General features: G+C 57.7%; 13 protein-coding genes and 1 pseudogene. 13 read left to right on the forward strand and 1 reads right to left on the reverse strand.

Annotation, left to right across the window (positions count from 1 at the left end):
- Positions 1–236: 236 nt before the first annotated feature.
- From ACVW0B_RS04800 to ACVW0B_RS04855, 12 genes are all read left to right on the forward strand, one after another.
- Positions 237–1862, forward strand: a complete 1626-nt coding sequence (locus ACVW0B_RS04800) for an ABC transporter substrate-binding protein (RefSeq protein ID WP_457491085.1) — start codon at positions 237–239, stop codon at positions 1860–1862.
- Entirely contained in the window at positions 1847–2848 is a 1002-nt protein-coding gene (locus ACVW0B_RS04805) for an ABC transporter permease (RefSeq protein ID WP_457491086.1), read from the forward strand. The genes ACVW0B_RS04800 and ACVW0B_RS04805 overlap by 16 nt, the downstream gene beginning before the upstream one ends.
- A complete protein-coding gene (locus ACVW0B_RS04810; RefSeq protein WP_011429071.1) occupies positions 2845–3738 on the forward strand; it encodes an ABC transporter permease in 894 nt (297 codons plus the stop codon). The genes ACVW0B_RS04805 and ACVW0B_RS04810 overlap by 4 nt, the downstream gene beginning before the upstream one ends.
- 4 nt (positions 3739–3742) lie before the next feature.
- Positions 3743–4672, forward strand: coding sequence for an ABC transporter ATP-binding protein (locus ACVW0B_RS04815; protein ID WP_011433477.1), 930 nt, complete (start codon positions 3743–3745; stop codon positions 4670–4672).
- A complete protein-coding gene (locus tag ACVW0B_RS04820) occupies positions 4659–5333 on the forward strand; it encodes an ABC transporter ATP-binding protein (RefSeq protein ID WP_011433476.1) in 675 nt (224 codons plus the stop codon). Before ACVW0B_RS04815 ends, ACVW0B_RS04820 begins: the two co-directional genes overlap by 14 nt.
- Before the next feature lie 93 nt (positions 5334–5426).
- On the forward strand, positions 5427–6338 hold the full coding sequence (locus ACVW0B_RS04825) for a cell division protein FtsX (RefSeq protein ID WP_457491087.1): 912 nt from the start codon (positions 5427–5429) through the stop codon (positions 6336–6338).
- Positions 6339–6399: 61 nt separating this feature from the next.
- Positions 6400–7002, forward strand: a complete 603-nt coding sequence (locus ACVW0B_RS04830; protein ID WP_457444498.1) for a hypothetical protein — start codon at positions 6400–6402, stop codon at positions 7000–7002.
- A 57-nt stretch (positions 7003–7059) separates the two neighbouring features.
- On the forward strand, positions 7060–8244 hold the full coding sequence (locus ACVW0B_RS04835; protein WP_457491088.1) for a pyridoxal phosphate-dependent aminotransferase: 1185 nt from the start codon (positions 7060–7062) through the stop codon (positions 8242–8244).
- 158 nt (positions 8245–8402) lie between these two features.
- A complete protein-coding gene (locus ACVW0B_RS04840; protein ID WP_011433472.1) occupies positions 8403–9203 on the forward strand; it encodes a ParA family protein in 801 nt (266 codons plus the stop codon).
- A 1-nt stretch (position 9204) separates the two neighbouring features.
- Positions 9205–10038: a hypothetical protein gene (locus ACVW0B_RS04845; RefSeq protein WP_457491089.1), complete on the forward strand. Its 834-nt coding sequence runs from the start codon at positions 9205–9207 to the stop codon at positions 10036–10038.
- A gap of 303 nt (positions 10039–10341) precedes the next feature.
- Positions 10342–11967: a peptide chain release factor 3 gene (locus ACVW0B_RS04850; protein WP_457491090.1), complete on the forward strand. Its 1626-nt coding sequence runs from the start codon at positions 10342–10344 to the stop codon at positions 11965–11967.
- A gap of 270 nt (positions 11968–12237) precedes the next feature.
- Positions 12238–13374: an aminotransferase class V-fold PLP-dependent enzyme gene (locus ACVW0B_RS04855; RefSeq protein ID WP_457491094.1), complete on the forward strand. Its 1137-nt coding sequence runs from the start codon at positions 12238–12240 to the stop codon at positions 13372–13374.
- 422 nt (positions 13375–13796) lie between these two features.
- On the opposite strand, the gene ACVW0B_RS04860 is transcribed toward ACVW0B_RS04855, so the two are convergent.
- Positions 13797–14792: a hypothetical protein gene (locus ACVW0B_RS04860; RefSeq protein ID WP_457491091.1), complete on the reverse strand. Its 996-nt coding sequence runs from the start codon at positions 14790–14792 to the stop codon at positions 13797–13799.
- Between the two features lie 300 nt (positions 14793–15092).
- Between ACVW0B_RS04860 and ACVW0B_RS04865 the strand changes: the two are divergent.
- Positions 15093–15260: pseudogene (locus ACVW0B_RS04865) on the forward strand (RNA-guided endonuclease TnpB family protein); the annotation flags it as partial.

Below are 15260 nucleotides of genomic sequence, written 5' to 3' on the forward strand. Positions count from 1 at the left end.
GAGTTCAGAGACGGGAGTAGAGTGCTTCAATCATCACCAAGCCAGCAGCCTTTGGAGCTACCAGACCTCACCTTTCACCCAGCGGTCTTGCAGGAAGTCATCGGAATCCTCTAAGCATCCTCCCCCCCTGCATTGCTCTCAAGATAAGGCAGTGATAGCTTAGCTGCCATAAGTCTTGTCCAGGAGGCAAGGGGGTTTGCTCCTTTTTGCTGAAAAAGCGACAGATCGGGGTTTCTATGGCATCAAGCTTAAAAGTAACTGTGTGGTCTGTGGGCCTCTTCTTGCTGAGCCAGATGTGGGCTGGATGCGCTCAGAATGCTGCTGAGCGGACAGCTTTCGATCCAAAGCTAGCAGGATCCAGCGATCAAATCGTGCTGGCCATTGGAGGGGAAAGGGAAGAAGGATTTGATCCCACCCTGGGCTGGGGACGTTACGGTTCGCCTTTGTTCCAAAGCACTCTGCTGCGGCGGGACGAGAACCTTGAGATTGTAAACGACCTGGCGACTGGCTACACTGTCAGCCAAGATGGCCTAACCTGGACGGTAACCCTACGAAAGGATGCAGTCTTCTCCGATGGAAAACCTGTCACAGCAGCGGACGTGGCTTACACCTTTAACCAAGCAGCTCGGAGTGGTGGTCTGGTCGACCTAACCGCCCTAAAGGAAGCAGTAGCTATCGACACTCATACGGTGGAGCTGCGGCTGCAAAAACCCCAAAGTACTTTTGTCAACCGCCTCATCACCTTGGGTATCGTGCCTCAACATGCCCACGGGCCTGATTATGCTCGCAAACCCATTGGCTCTGGCCCCTACCGACTGGTGCAGTGGGATGAGGGGCAACAACTGATTGTGGAGGCAAATCCCTTATATTACGGCCAGACTCCTGGCATTCGGCGGCTGGTTTTCCTTTTCCTGGAGGAGGATGCAGCCTTTGCAGCAGCCCGAGCCGGACAGGTACACGTGGTTAGCGTGCCTCAGTCTTTGGCTAAGCAAACTGTTGAGGGCATGAAGCTTCACGCCATTCCCAGTGTGGATAACCGAGGGCTGATGTTCCCCTTTCCCCCTAAAACCGGTGCGACAACCCCAAAGGGATACCCCATCGGCAACGATGTGACTTCTAACTTGGCGATTCGCAAGGCGGTCAACTTCGCCATTGACCGACAGGCGCTGGTGGATGGAGTCCTAGAAGGCTACGGATCCCCTGCCTATGGCCCAGTCAGCGGTTTGCCCTGGGAAGAGCCGACCGCCAAGATTGAGGACAACAATCCAGACCTGGCCCGTCAGATTCTAGCTGAGGGAGGCTGGAGCGATAAAGATGGGGATGGGGTAGTGGAAAAAAACGGTCTGCGGGCTGAGTTCACCGTGCTCTACCCGGCCAACGACAGTATTCGCCAAGCCCTGGCCCTAGCTGTTGCAGAAATGCTGCGGCCTGTGGGCATCCGAGTCAATGTCGAGGGCAAAAGTTGGGATGACATCACTCCGCTCATGCACAGCAACGTGGTGCTGTTTGGCTGGGGCAGCCATGACCCAACTGAGGTGTACAACCTCTACCACAGCAAAGCGGCCCAGGGGGGATTTTTCAATGCCGGCTACTATGCCAACCCGTTTGTGGATCGAATGCTGGATCTGGCTATGGAGGCCCCCTCTGAAGCTGAAGCTATCCCCTTCTGGCGGGCAGCCCAGTGGGATGGAAAGCAAGGCTTTACTGCCAAAGGAGATGCAGCCTGGGCTTGGTTGGTGAACCTGGATCATACCTACTTTGTCCACGAGTGCTTGGATATAGGCCAGCCGCAGGTACAGCCTCATGGCCATGGTTGGCCAATCACAGCCAACATCACCCGTTGGAAATGGACGTGCAACTGAGGTCAGTTCTGCTGTTTCTGGCTTATAAGCTGACTCGGCTGGGGTTGCTGCTGGCGGCTGTGGCAGTCCTGACGTTTGCCCTGCTCAGCTTCTCCCCTGTTGATCCCGTACAAGCCTATGTAGGGGCCGACATGCTGCAGATCAGCCCAGCCCAACGAGACCTGATTGCCCAGCGTTGGGGGCTGGATCAGCCCATGCTGCTTCGCTTTGGGAACTGGCTTGGGCAGATGGTTCAAGGCAACTGGGGCACCTCAATGGTGTTCGATCAGCCAGTGGTGCAGGTCATTCAACAGCGGTTTGAGCTATCGCTGCCCTTACTGGCAATTGCCTGGCTGCTTTCCGGTTTCCTGGGAGTGGGGTTGGGGGTTTTGGCCGCAGCGTTTCAGGGCGCTTGGGTTGACCGCGGTATTCGTCTTTACGCCTACACCCTCGCCTCTTCTCCCCCTTTCTGGGTGGCGCTGCTACTCTTGATCGCGTTTTCGGTAGAGCTGGGTCTAACACCTATCTGTTGCGCCGCGCCACCTGGCGCGTTGGCGGAGGAGGTGACTTTTTGGCAGCGCTTACACCACTTGCTCTTGCCTGCTTTCACCCTAACTTTCATCGGCGTTGCCAACATCACCTTGCACACTCGTCAGAAGCTCATTGACGTGTTGCACAGCAACTATGTGCTGTTTGCTCGTGCCCAGGGGGAAAGCCTGGCTGGGATCCTGTGGTACCACGGCTTGCGGAATATCTTGCTGCCTGCGCTGACGCTGCAATTTGCCTCCTTTGGGGAACTGTTTGGTGGCTCAGTGTTAGTGGAACAGGTGTTTGCTTATCCAGGACTGGGACAAGCAACGGTACAGGCAGCTTTGCGCAGTGATGTGCCTCTGTTGGTGGGCATTGTGTTTTTCAGCGCCTTGTTTGTCTATGCCGGCAATACCCTAGCTGACCTGTCCTACCAGATTGTCGATCCACGCATTCGCCTTGGCGGGAGGATAGGATGATCCCTTTTGCATCGCCTCGTGTTGCTGCTGCTGATGCCGATGGGGGGATGAAATTCTCAGAGTCCTCTGTCAAAGGAGAGCGCAGGCGGCAGACTCTGTGGGCAATTGGACTGTGTGCTTTTTTTTTGGTGTCTATCCTCTGCAGCGCTGGGCTTATCGGCGATACCGGACTGAGCCCGAACCTAACTCAGCGGAATCAGCCTCCTTCCCTGGCCCATCCCTTCGGCACCGACTGGCTGGGGCGGGATATGCTGGCCCGATCCTTGCACGGGATGTCCCTTAGTCTGTGGGTAGGCATGCTGGCTGCCGCCGTCAGCGTGGTGATCGCCGCTGTTTTGGGTTTGGTGGGTGGCACGGTGGGAGGCTGGGTGGATGCCTCGATCTGCTGGATGATTGACCTATGTTTCAGCCTGCCTCACCTGGTGGTGCAGATCCTTATAGCTTTTGCTGTCGGCGGCGGAGTTCGGGGAGTCATTGTTGCCGTTGCCCTCACCCACTGGCCCAGCCTAGCGCGCCTGGTGCGGGCCGAGGTGTTACAGGTCAGCAGTTCTGACTATGTCCAGAGTTCTTACCGACTGGGCCGCTCTTCCCTCTGGGTTGCCCGCTACCATATGATGCCTCACATTTTGCCCCAGCTCCTAGTGGGACTTATTCTGCTGTTTCCCCACGCCATTTTGCACGAAGCAGCCCTCTCATTCATTGGGGTAGGTATTTCGCCGCACCTACCGGCCATCGGCATTATTCTGGCCGAATCCATGCGCCACCTCTCCACCGGCTACTGGTGGCTGGGGGTTATGCCTGGACTGCTGCTGCTGCTGTCGGTCAAGGCTTTTGACTGGCTGGGAGAAAACCTGCAGGCCCTTCTCAATCCGCGTACGGCTCAGGAGTAGGGACATGTTGGTGGTCTCCGGCCTAAACATTAGGTTCAGCCGATACGAGCGGGGGCTGCGCCGCCGCTACCTTCAGGTGATTACAGATCTGGATCTGGAGGTTAAGGCAGGGGAGGTGGTGGCAGTGGTGGGGGCCAGCGGATCGGGCAAAAGTTTGCTGGCCCATGCCCTCTTGGGTCTTTTGCCAGAGAACGCTACCCTGCGCGGTACTCTCCTATTTCAGGGGCAGCCCTTGACCCCTGAGCGGTGTAGGCAACTGCGCGGCAAGGCCATTGCTCTCATCCCCCAGTCTGTGGACTACCTGGATCCCCTCATGCAAGTAGGATCCCAGGTACAGCGGGTAGCTCGGCTCAGCGGTGCCTCCCAAGGCGAGGCCCGTAGAGCAGTGAGCCGCATCTTTGCCCGCTATAGCTTGCCGCCGGGAACAGAGGGCCTCTACCCTTTCCAGCTCTCCGGAGGCATGGCACGGCGGGTGCTGGTATCGACGGCGGCAGTTAGCAGAGCCAAGCTGGTGATAGCCGACGAGCCTACGCCAGGCTTGGACGCGGAGGTGGTGGCTGAGACCCTTGCCCATCTGCGGGAGCTGGCCCAGGAGGGCCGAGGCGTTATGTTGATTACACACGATATTCAGGCGGCGTTGTCGGTGGCAGATCGAGTGGCAGTCTTCTATGCGGGCACTACAGTCGAGTTGGCCTCGGCTCAGGATTTCGAAAGGGGAAACTTGCGCCACCCCTACACTCAAGCTCTGTGGCGATCCCTGCCCCAAAATGAGTTTGCTCCCCTGCCGGGCAACCAGCCTGACCCTGAGGCACTGCCTGCGGGTTGTTTGTTTGGGGATCGCTGCCCCTGGGCAAGTGAAATCTGTCGAGCTGAGCATCCGCCTCTGCGGGCGGTTGGAGGAGGGTGGGTGAGGTGTATCCATGCTCAAGGGTGAGCATCTCTGGTTTCGCTATGGACGGCATCTGCCTTGGGTGGTGCAAGATCAGACCCTTCAAGTAGAACTTGGGGAAGTCGTAGGGCTGATGGCTCCCTCTGGTTTTGGCAAAACTACTCTGGCCAAGTTGCTGGCGGGCTACCTTACCCCCAGCCAAGGTCGGGTGAGTGTGACAGGGCAGCCTTTGCCTCGGCGAGGGTACTGCCCAGTGCAGCTTGTCTTTCAACATCCAGAGCAGGCCGTTAACCCCCACTGGCGCATAGCTCAGGTCTTGCGGGAAGGGCCTCCTCCCCAGCCAGAGGTTCTCCACACCTTAGGCATTTCCCCCAGTTGGCTCAACCGCTATCCCCATGAGCTAAGCGGGGGAGAATTGCAGCGGGTTGTCATCGCCCGGGTTCTCAACCCACAAACTCGCTATTTGATTGCAGATGAGATGACAGCCATGCTCGACGCCAATACCCAAGCCCTGATCTGGCAAGCTGTCTTGGCCTATGGGCGGGCACATCAGATGGGGCTTTTGGTCATCAGTCATGATCGCTTTCTCCTGGAACGGCTCTGCAGCCGCTACGTCATCATGACCAGCCATGACCCCTATCTGGTGGAGCGGGCCGGCCACCGGGTGGTGCGCATGGAGGGAGGGCGCCTGTATGATCTGCGCTGAGGGCTGCCGGGATCCCTATTTTGCTCTCCACAGGCTCTGTTGAGCTCCAGGGGGCAAGGGTCTGAGCCCATTGATTGTTGGATGGAGAACAGCATGCAATCTCTCTCCCGACTTCTCAATAAAATTCGCTACCTCCTACAGGAGACTTTTTTGGGGTTGCGGCGGGGGGGCTGGCTGAACTGGGCCGCTGTGAGCACCCTGCTGGTGTTGCTGTTCTTGGTGGGGATCGGCGTTGAGCTGTCCTGGGGTGTGGATGCAACGGTGCAGTCTCTGGGGGGACAACTGGAGATCTCCGTCTACCTGGAGCCGGAACGACAGGGGGTGGAGCTGCAACCTCAGGTTGCCCAACTGCCTCATGTGGCCGAGGTGAAGGTCATCACCAAAGACCAAGCTTGGCGCACCCTCTTGATCGAGATGGGGATCCAAGACGAGGCGGCCATGGAAACCCAGTTGGGGGAGAACCCCTTGGTGGATGCTCTGCGGGTTAAGGCGGATTCCACCGAAGCCTTGGGGGAAGTGGCGGAGCAGATTCGCCAACTGGAAGGGGTGGATGAGGTCTACTACGGCGACCGCATTGTGGAGCAACTGGCCCAGCTCCAGGACATGCTACGGCTGGGATCCCTGACCATTACCGGCGTGTTGGCCCTGACAGCGGTGGCGGTCATCACCACCACCATTCGCCTCATCGTCATGGCGCGGCGGCGGGAGATCGAGGTGATGCAATTGGTGGGGGCGACGGCAGCCTGGATTTACTTGCCCTTTATTTTGCAAGGGTGCCTGTTTGGGGTGATCAGCGCAGTGGGAGCTTGGGGATTGATCTTGGGATCCCAGCAGTTGCTGCAGGAGCTGCTGGAGCAGTTGATTGCCTTGCCCTTCCTCAAGGTGATGCAGGCAGATCGCAGCCAACTGGAGTTTTGGCTCTTGCCGTCGATGTTGTTGGGGATGGGGGTTTTTCTGGGCACCACCAGCAGCTTGATCGCGGTGCGCAAGTCGGCAGGGCGATGAGCTGGAGGCGATGCTGAGGAAAGCCCTGGATATTCCAATCTGAGGATCGCCATAGGATAAGATGATGGACTCTACTTCCCTGGCTTTCCAAGATCTGGCCGCCATGAACCCATTGCCTCCTCCCGCCCACCCCTACCAGTTCCGCGCTTTGGGCCTGATTAAGGGATCCCTGAGATCGATCCCCAAGACTTATGCGCAGGCAACCTTGGTTGCCTCTGACGGAGCAGAATATCCGGCTACCCCCGGACGCGCCGAGCTTCTCGGCCCCTTCGAGCACTGCATCAAGAGCGGCCATACCTACTGGTACTACGTGCAGCCGCAGCCGCGTTCAGGGGGGGCTTTGGGCTTGAGCATCATCCGCATCCTGGCCCTGCCGGAAGAGGAGCAAGACCCAGAGTGGGAAGAAGAACCGTTTTTGCCTGCCCCTGAGGACACAGAGGAAGGCTTTAACATCCGCGGCATTGTCGAGCCCCACGATGGCTTTGTTGAGGTGACCGTGCGGCGCAAGCCCCAGGGAACCAAGCAATTTGCTCCTCTGCAATTGCGCTTGGAAGGGTTCTTGCCCGGAGCTGTGGCGGGCGAGTTTTGGGATCTGTTGGCAGAGCGAGAGGGCAACAAACTGCTGTTGGTGGATGGTACCCGCCTGTTGACCGCAGTAGCCTAGCTATCTAGATTGGCCCTGCTTGAGAACCTTAAAATAAAACAAAGAGCTTCCCAACCGATGGTGTCTGCTGCCGGCTTGTCCCAACGGGTCGCCCATCTATCCCCTTCCCCCACGCTATCCATTTCGGCTCTGGCTAAAGCCATGCAGGCAGAGGGGCTGGATGTGTGTAGCTTGAGCGCAGGCGAGCCGGATTTCGATACACCTGACCACATTCGGGCCGCGGCCATCCGTGCTCTGGAAGATGGCAAAACCCGCTACGGCCCCACCGCTGGGATCCCCGCCCTTCGCCAAGCAGTGGCCGATAAGCTGCGGCAGGAAAACGGCCTGGAGTTCAGCCACGACCAAATCCTGATCAGCAACGGCGGCAAGCAAACCCTGTTTAACCTGGCCATGGTGCTGCTGGATCCCGGCGATGAAGTGATCCTGCCTGTTCCCTACTGGGTCAGCTACCCCGAAATTGCGGCTTTGGCAGGGGCAAAGGTTGTGCGGGTGCAGACGGAAGAGGCCCAGGGGTTCAAGCTCACCGCCGCCCAACTGCGCCAGGCCCTCACCCCCCGCAGCAAGCTGCTGATTCTCAACTCGCCGGCCAACCCCACCGGAGCCGTTTACCACCGGCACGAGCTGGCAGCTCTGGCAGAGGTGATCCTCTCCGCCCCCCATCTGTACGTGATCTGCGACGAGATCTACGAAAAGCTGGTTTATGGACAAGCCCGCCACATCAGCCTGGGATCCCTTTGCCCTGACTTGATGCCGCGCCTGATTCTCAGCAGTGGCTTTGCCAAAGCCTACGCCATGACCGGCTGGCGGGTGGGCTACTTGGCCGGGCCCAAGCCCATCATTGAGGCGGCCATCAACCTGCAAAGCCACAGCACCTCCAATGTCTGCACCTTCGCCCAGTACGGTGCTCTGGAAGCCCTGACCAGCCCCCTATCGGCAGCAGCTGTGGAAAAAATGCGCCAAGAATTCTGGCAGCGGCGGGATCTGATGCTGGACGGGATCCGCACCTTGCCGGGGGTGACTTGCCCGGAGCCAGAAGGTGCATTTTATGTGTTTGTCAACATCGGCCAAACCGGGTTAAGTTCGGTGGAGTTTTGCCGGCAGCTGCTCAAGGAACACCACGTGGCTGCTGTGCCGGGGGTAGCCTTTGGGGCAGATTCCTACATTCGCCTTTCCTATGCTGCCGATCGCACCACCCTCGAAAAAGGGCTGCAGCGGCTGCACCGGTTTGTGTCTTCCCTCTGAGAATTCAATCCGAGGATCGAAAAGAACTGAGGAAGCTCAGCTCCCAGCGGCTGGATCCCCGCAGGCCATCCCCAGTGGCGGAATCCCCATTAGAGGTGTGAACACCATTGCTTAACCCTAGCTATAGTGTTAGGGGATGGGCTACGAGGGGATAACTCATGTCTGGCAGAACGGCGCTTGTCATCACCGTTGCCTGTTTGAGTGGGGGATCCGGAAAGACCACAGCCGCCCTCAACTTGGCCATCATGCTGGCCGAGCATGGCAAGACGCTGGCTGTTGACTTTGACCCACAGGGCAACCTGAGCCAGTGGATGGGCTGGACGGATCTGTCGGAGTCGGCCACCATTGCCGAGACGATTTTGCCGGGGGCGGATCGGGTTCACATTCGGGAGATTATCCGTCCGCCGTTGAATGAGGATCGCCAGGAGCGGCTGTGGTTGGCCCCCAGCGATTACAGTCTCTCGCGGGCTATGGATGCGATCGTGATGGAGCCGGGGCGGGAGCTGTTTTTGAAGCGGGCTTTGCGACCGATTTTGCCGGAGTATGACTTTTTGGTCATCGACAGCCCCCCCTCGAAAGGGTTGCTCACCTACAACAGCATTCTCAGCGCCGATCTGCTGGTGGTGCCGACGGAATGTACCCAAAAGGGGGTGATGGGGGCCCTAAGTACCCTGGTGCTGTTGAAAGAATTGGAAGAGCTGGATTTTCATGTGCCCAAGTTTTTGGGGGTGCTCCCCACACGGGAACAGTGGGTGGGCAACAACCGCACCAAAATGTCGCGGGCCGCGGTGGAAGCCTTGGCGGAAATGATGCAAGGGATCCCCATTTTCACGCCGGTGCGGCAAAGTACAGTGGTGCAGCAAACCAACAGCATGGGCTGGTCGTTGGCGGAGGCGGGGGAAGATCTTCTGGCCCAACCTTATCGTGAGGTCCTCAAGGCTGTGCTGGAGGCCCGCTAACATGGCTACCGCCAAGAAGCCTCCCAAAAAAAAATTGCCCACCGGCCCCACCAAGGCAGATTTGCTCTCGCGCATGGGGGTGAATAAGCAGCCAGAGCCGATGGAACCTGCACCTACGGCTGCCGATGGCGTTGAGGCTCCGCACCGTCCAGAGGACAACAGGGGGACGGATTCCCTGGATCTGCCTCACCCTGCGGCATTAGATGTTGAGCCCGATCCATCTGCCGCCGCCTCGTCCCCTCTGTGCCAGGTTGCCACAACCCCACCAGAGGCAGGACGGATGCCTCTCCTGGCCAGTGTGCTCTCCACACCTGAAGCTCCTTCTCGGGATGGGGATCCCTTGTCCAACTTGTCGCCCGCTCCGGTCGAGGTGGAAAGGGTTGTCTCCCCACCCCAGGTCAGTCTGGCCAAATGGGCCGGTACTCCACCGCCAACCGAAGGGCCAGCCGAGCTTTTGCCCCCTGCTACCGCCGGCACCGGCAATGGGGTTCGCCGCAATGGCGCCTATCATGGGCACACTGCCCAGTCGGATCCCCGCGAGGCTCTGGATGCACAACTGGGCCTGCAAAAGCTTACCCTCAAATGGTCTGCCGAGAGGGTAGAAAAGCTGGGATCCCTGGAAAGCGCCACCGGGCTACCGGGCGAGATTTTGCTGGAAGTCTTGCTGGATCATTGGGAACAATTGCCCAAGCCCTTGCAGCAAGATTGCCTCCTGCAAGCCCACCGCATTCGCGTCGAGCGGCTGGTGATCAGCCAAAACTTCACCATTGCCACGATTGAGCAACTGCTCTTCACGTCAGCGTTGCGCAACAACAACGGGCAGCATCTGCTTTGAGTTCTGGCCGGTTGGCCTGGGAAATTCCCCCTCAAGATCTCCGCCAGTATGCCAGACAACAGGGATCCCTGTTCCTGTGCTAGGGTCAAAATGGTTCTGTTGGCTTTTCGCGCTTTTCGGCCTGTGCTCTCTCCCCCTCGCTACCTGGCGGCAACCCAAGCCCATTATCATCAAGTGCATTATTCACCCTACTTCTCACTTTTGTTTTTCTATCTTCTCCCTATTTCTCCCATCGTTTAGGGGACAGCATTGCAACGTCATCTTCTTTAAAACGACCAGGTTGTAGTGGAGCGGCAACAGTTGATGAAAGATCTTGATTTGACCAAAGCTGTAGAGCAACGGCGCACCTTTGCCATTATTTCCCATCCCGATGCGGGGAAGACCACCCTCACCGAAAAGCTGCTGTTGTACGGGGGGGCCATTCAAGAAGCGGGAGCTGTGAAGGCCCGTCGGGCGCAAAAGCGGGCCACTTCCGACTGGATGGAACTGGAAAAGCAGCGGGGTATTTCCATCACCTCTACCGTCCTGCAATTTGATTACCGCAACATTCGTCTCAATCTGCTGGATACTCCCGGCCACCAGGACTTCAGCGAAGACACCTATCGCACCCTGGCAGCGGCTGACAATGCCGTGATGCTGGAAGATGCCGGCAAAGGGTTGGAAACCCAGACCCGCAAGCTGTTTGAAGTGTGTCAGATGCGGGGGCTGCCGATTTTTACCTTTATCAACAAGATGGATCGCCCAAGTCGGGATCCCTTGGAGCTGATGGATGAAATTGAGACGGAACTGGGCCTCAAGCCCTATCCTGTCAACTGGCCGATTGGCTCAGGCGAGCGGTTTACTGCCCTATTTGACCGTCGGACTCAGGAGTTTCATTTCTTTGAGCGGGTATCTGGGGGGCGGCTAAAAGTTCAAGATACCGTCATTAAACTTGGGGATCCGCAAATTGAGGAGTTGATCGACAAGGACTTGTATTACCAATTCAAGGAAGAGCTGGAACTGCTGGATGGTCTCATGCCCACCTTGGATCTAAAACAGGTGCATTCTGGCAAACAAACCCCGGTCTTTTTCGGCAGTGCCATGACCAATTTTGGGGTGGAGCTTTTCCTCAATGCATTTTTGGAGTATTCCTTACCGCCAATGCCTCATGAGAGCACTGCTGGGCTAATCCCGCCCGAACATCCTGAGTTTACGGGCTTCGTCTTTAAACTGCAGGCCAACATGGATCCCCGCCATCGGGATCGCGTTGCTTTTGTGCGCATCTGTTCCGGCAAGTTTGAGAAGGATATGGTGGTCAACCATGCCCGCCTCAATCGTCCCATTCGCCTATCTTATCCCCAGAAGTTGTTTGCTCAAGAGCGCATCTCCATCGATGAAGCTTACCCTGGGGATGTGATCGGCCTGAATAATCCCGGCATCTTCACCATTGGGGATACCATCTACACCGGCCCGAAGCTGCGCTACGCCGGGATCCCTAGCTTTTCTCCTGAGCTGTTTGCCTACTTGAAGAATCCCAATCCTTCCAAGTTTAAGCAGTTCCAGAAAGGGGTAGCGGAACTGCGGGAAGAAGGGGCTGTACAAATCATGTACTCTATCGACGATTCCAAACGGGATCCGATTGTGGCAGCGGTGGGCCAATTGCAGTTTGAGGTTTTGCAGTATCGCCTTGAAAGTGAATACAACGTCGAAACCCGACTGGAGATGTTGCCCTACACCCTGGCCCGCTGGGTCGAGAATGGCTGGAAGGCGCTGGAGAATATTCCCAGCTTGTTTAACACCCTCATTGTCAAAGATATTCAAGACAGGCCCGTTCTTCTGTTTAAGAACGAGTGGACTTTGCAGCAGTTTGTTGCCAGCAACCCCAAAATCAAGCTCAGCAAAATTGCCCCTCTCTCGGATCTCGGCCCAGAATTGGGTGACGGCCAATAGATCAACCTAAGAGAATCCGTCTCAAAGAGCCTTAGGTTCTGACATTCAGTCGAGATGCCATTGGTCTCCACATCAGCGGTGTTGATAGGTGTTGATATCTTCGGATTTTTGAGCAAACCCCTCACACAGATCGCAGCAATTCCCCCATCTTTTTCCTGCATCGTCCAGGGACAGAGGGAGTGAACCATGCCTTTCTTCTCCAACCTGGGATCCGATTCTCCCCACTTTGGCGCTGCCCTCAGTGCTTGTGCACCGCTTTGCGAACGCTCCTTGTGGGAACTGGATCCGCAGGTCGTTTTTTTGAATCACGGCTCCTACGGCGCGACCCCGAAAAAGGTGTTGCAGGCCCAGAGTGTATGGCGGGAACGCCTGGAGGCTCAGCCGGTGCAGTTTATGGGAGAGGAACTTCCTCGAGCCTTGCGGGCGGCGGCAGCAGAACTGGCCCATTTCGTCGGGGCCGAACCCGAAAATCTGGTGTTTGTGGAAAATGCCACCAGCGGGGTCAATGCCGTTTTGCGCTCGCTGCGGTTCCGGCCAGAGGATCAGATCGCCTGCACCAATCACGGTTACGGGGCCGTTCGTCAGGCATTGCAGTACATCTGTGCCCAGTGGGGAGCCATCCCAGTTGAGGCGCAGATCCCTTTCCCCATTGCGGGGCCAGAGCAGGTTATCGCCGCCTTCGAGGCCATCCTCACTCCCCAAACTCGCCTGGCGGTGTTGGATCACCTCACCTCGCCTACGGCTCTGATCTACCCCCTGCCTGAGCTGATCGGCCTCTGTCGGGAGCGCGGGATCCCAGTTTTGGTGGATGGCGCCCATGCCCCTGGGGTTCTCCCCTTGGAGTTGGAAAGGCTGGGGGCCGATTGGTACACCGGCAATGCCCACAAGTGGCTGTTTGCCCCGAAAGGCTGTGCCTTTTTGTGGGTGGCCCCCTATCGACAGGCCCAAACTCATCCTACGGTGATCTCCCACGGCTATGGGCAAGGGTTCACAGCGGAGTTCGACTGGGTGGGCACACGGGATCCCAGCGCTTGGTTGGCCATTTCAGCAGCCCTGGCGTTTATCCAAGGGGTGGGACTGGACAACATCCGTCAGCACAACCACACTCTGCTGCTGCAGGCGCGGCAGTTGCTCTTGGAGGCTCTTGAGGGGATCCCGCCCGCCCCCGAAAAGATGTTGGGCTTTATGGCCACCCTACCCTTGCCGCCATTTTGGCAGCAGTGGATCCCTGAGCTTCCTCTTGAGGAGCGCGCCCGTCGGCTTCACGATTACCTCTGGTACAAGTACCGCATTGAGGTTCCGATCATCCCCTTCGCCGGGCAGCTTTGGGTACGCATCTCGGCCCAGGTCTACAACCGTTTGGCAGAGTACGAACAGTTGGCGCTGGCCTTGCAGCATCTGCCCTGAGGTTTTGTCGGTTGAGCCGCTTTCACGACATTGCAAGTATAGTTGCTTCGCACACCAGTAAAACGATTCCAGATCTATGGTCAATTCAGTTGAGGATGAGATGACGTTACAGGTAGGATGGCATGCCAGTAGACCTCAGAAAGAAGCCTTGACCTGAGAGAGAGTCGTAGGGCATGTCCAGGAAGGGAGCAGACCCACAGACGTACAAAGCCGGTCATACAGCGGAAGGGAAGGGTATGGGAGTCGGTAAAAGCAGCGCGGAACGCTTGGGGAGCGTCTCAATCTAGTTTGAAGCGACCGCAGTGCTTTCAAGAGGGCAAGGATGCATGCAGATGGAGGAACTTCTGTTGATGAAGTGACAAGGCCTGCTTTTGCGAGTCGGACTATTCTACTGGCCAGTGTCTCATTGCTATTTGAATTGACTATCTGAAAAAGTCAGAAAACGTATCCCGCAGATCCGAAAGCCGATCGTTGAAGCAGGTAAGCCGATCCCCTACAGAGTTCACCAGCGTCAGATCTGCCCGACCGGTTGTCCCTTCAAATCCCAGTAGAGGAACGCTCATGCGGCTGGGATCCGTGGGATTCTGGGAAACGCGGATGACGGCTCGATCGCGGTTAAATTGATAAGCCTCGGCCACATAGCGGATGGGCTCGCTCAAGGTGGGATCCACCGGCAGCCCTGGGGCCGGCAGGAGATCCACCAGCTCGGTGAACGTGCCACTCCGCAGGCCCACCACGGCAGCAGCTCCCAACTGGTTACAAATGGCAATGAGAACCGGCTCTTGGGCAGTGGCGGTGAGGTTGGCCAAGGTGACGGTGACCGTGGCGCGGCTGGCTGCCGGCGGGTAGGTGACCTCAAAGGTGCGGGCAAAGGCATTGCCCAGCTCGTCGCGGGCGCGGAAGCGAAGCTGCCCGGTGTAGGGCAGGATGGAAGAAAAATAGATGCCAAAGCGGTCGCTGGGGCCCCGTCCGGGGATATTGGCCTGTCCGGGGACATAGGCAAGGGCAGCCCGACTTTGCCACTGATTGGGCGGGGCGTAGGGCAGCAGCGGGCCACTGGTGAAGCTGGGGGGTTCTTTGGGGGGCAGATCCGGCTGGCCATCTCTGTTCAGATCCAGCCCATTGCCCAAGAAGGCCACCGAGCGCTGTAAGAGAATAGGACGGTTTTGGTTATCCAAAAGGGGATTCCGCCTTTCTGCCAGCCCGGCATTGTCCACATAGACATTAAGGGGGCGATTTAGGATTTGGTTATCCCGCTGCCGCCGCATGTTGAACTGTAGGTAGGGCCCCACTGCGCCCGCTGCCGGGGATCCCCCTGTAATTTCAAAATCATCTGCCCGCAGGAAGACATTTTCCAGGGGGCCCAGAGGAGTTGTTCCCTCGCCGCAACCGACCAAGCCAAGCGCTAAAATGGCCAAGGCTGTATAAGCTACAACAGAGCATCCTTTTTCGATAGGGGAATCCGAGCTCCCACAAGTCGGCAGCAGGGGCCGGCAGGCATGCTTTGGCTTCAGCATTCATCTCCTCTCCACAACAGACACCTTGGCGAGGGTTAAACCCAACCGGACTGAGTTGAGGATGGGCGGGGATCCCTCTGCACTCATCGGATTCGCCTGAACCACTATACCGTGAGCCTCGGTTCAGCTAGAAATCGCAGGAGCCCCGCACTGCACCCGTAGGGTCAGTGCCGGGAGGAATGCGGAAGTCACAATAGAACCATGACCCAAGTCCTGACCGTCTCCTGTAAGCTCAAGGCATCCCAGTCGCAAGCCGCCAAATTGGACGCGACGATGGAGGCTTTTGGCCAAGCCTTGAACTGGGTCAACCAAAACACACCCGAGAAAGTCGCCAACGCCGTTAAGCTCCAGTCTCTGTGCTACCGCGAA

It is taken from the genome of Thermostichus sp. MS-CIW-23 (assembly GCF_054059455.1).

Coding starts and splice junctions, on each gene's coding strand:
- ACVW0B_RS04800 (WP_457491085.1), top strand. CDS start 237: ATGGCATCAAGCTTAAAAGTAACTGTGTGGTCTGTGGGCCTCTTCTTG.
- ACVW0B_RS04845 (WP_457491089.1), top strand. CDS start 9,205: ATGGCTACCGCCAAGAAGCCTCCCAAAAAAAAATTGCCCACCGGCCCC.
- ACVW0B_RS04815 (WP_011433477.1), top strand. CDS start 3,743: ATGTTGGTGGTCTCCGGCCTAAACATTAGGTTCAGCCGATACGAGCGG.
- ACVW0B_RS04820 (WP_011433476.1), top strand. CDS start 4,659: ATGCTCAAGGGTGAGCATCTCTGGTTTCGCTATGGACGGCATCTGCCT.
- ACVW0B_RS04835 (WP_457491088.1), top strand. CDS start 7,060: ATGGTGTCTGCTGCCGGCTTGTCCCAACGGGTCGCCCATCTATCCCCT.
- ACVW0B_RS04810 (WP_011429071.1), top strand. CDS start 2,845: ATGATCCCTTTTGCATCGCCTCGTGTTGCTGCTGCTGATGCCGATGGG.
- ACVW0B_RS04840 (WP_011433472.1), top strand. CDS start 8,403: ATGTCTGGCAGAACGGCGCTTGTCATCACCGTTGCCTGTTTGAGTGGG.
- ACVW0B_RS04805 (WP_457491086.1), top strand. CDS start 1,847: ATGGACGTGCAACTGAGGTCAGTTCTGCTGTTTCTGGCTTATAAGCTG.
- ACVW0B_RS04825 (WP_457491087.1), top strand. CDS start 5,427: ATGCAATCTCTCTCCCGACTTCTCAATAAAATTCGCTACCTCCTACAG.
- ACVW0B_RS04830 (WP_457444498.1), top strand. CDS start 6,400: ATGATGGACTCTACTTCCCTGGCTTTCCAAGATCTGGCCGCCATGAAC.
- ACVW0B_RS04850 (WP_457491090.1), top strand. CDS start 10,342: ATGAAAGATCTTGATTTGACCAAAGCTGTAGAGCAACGGCGCACCTTT.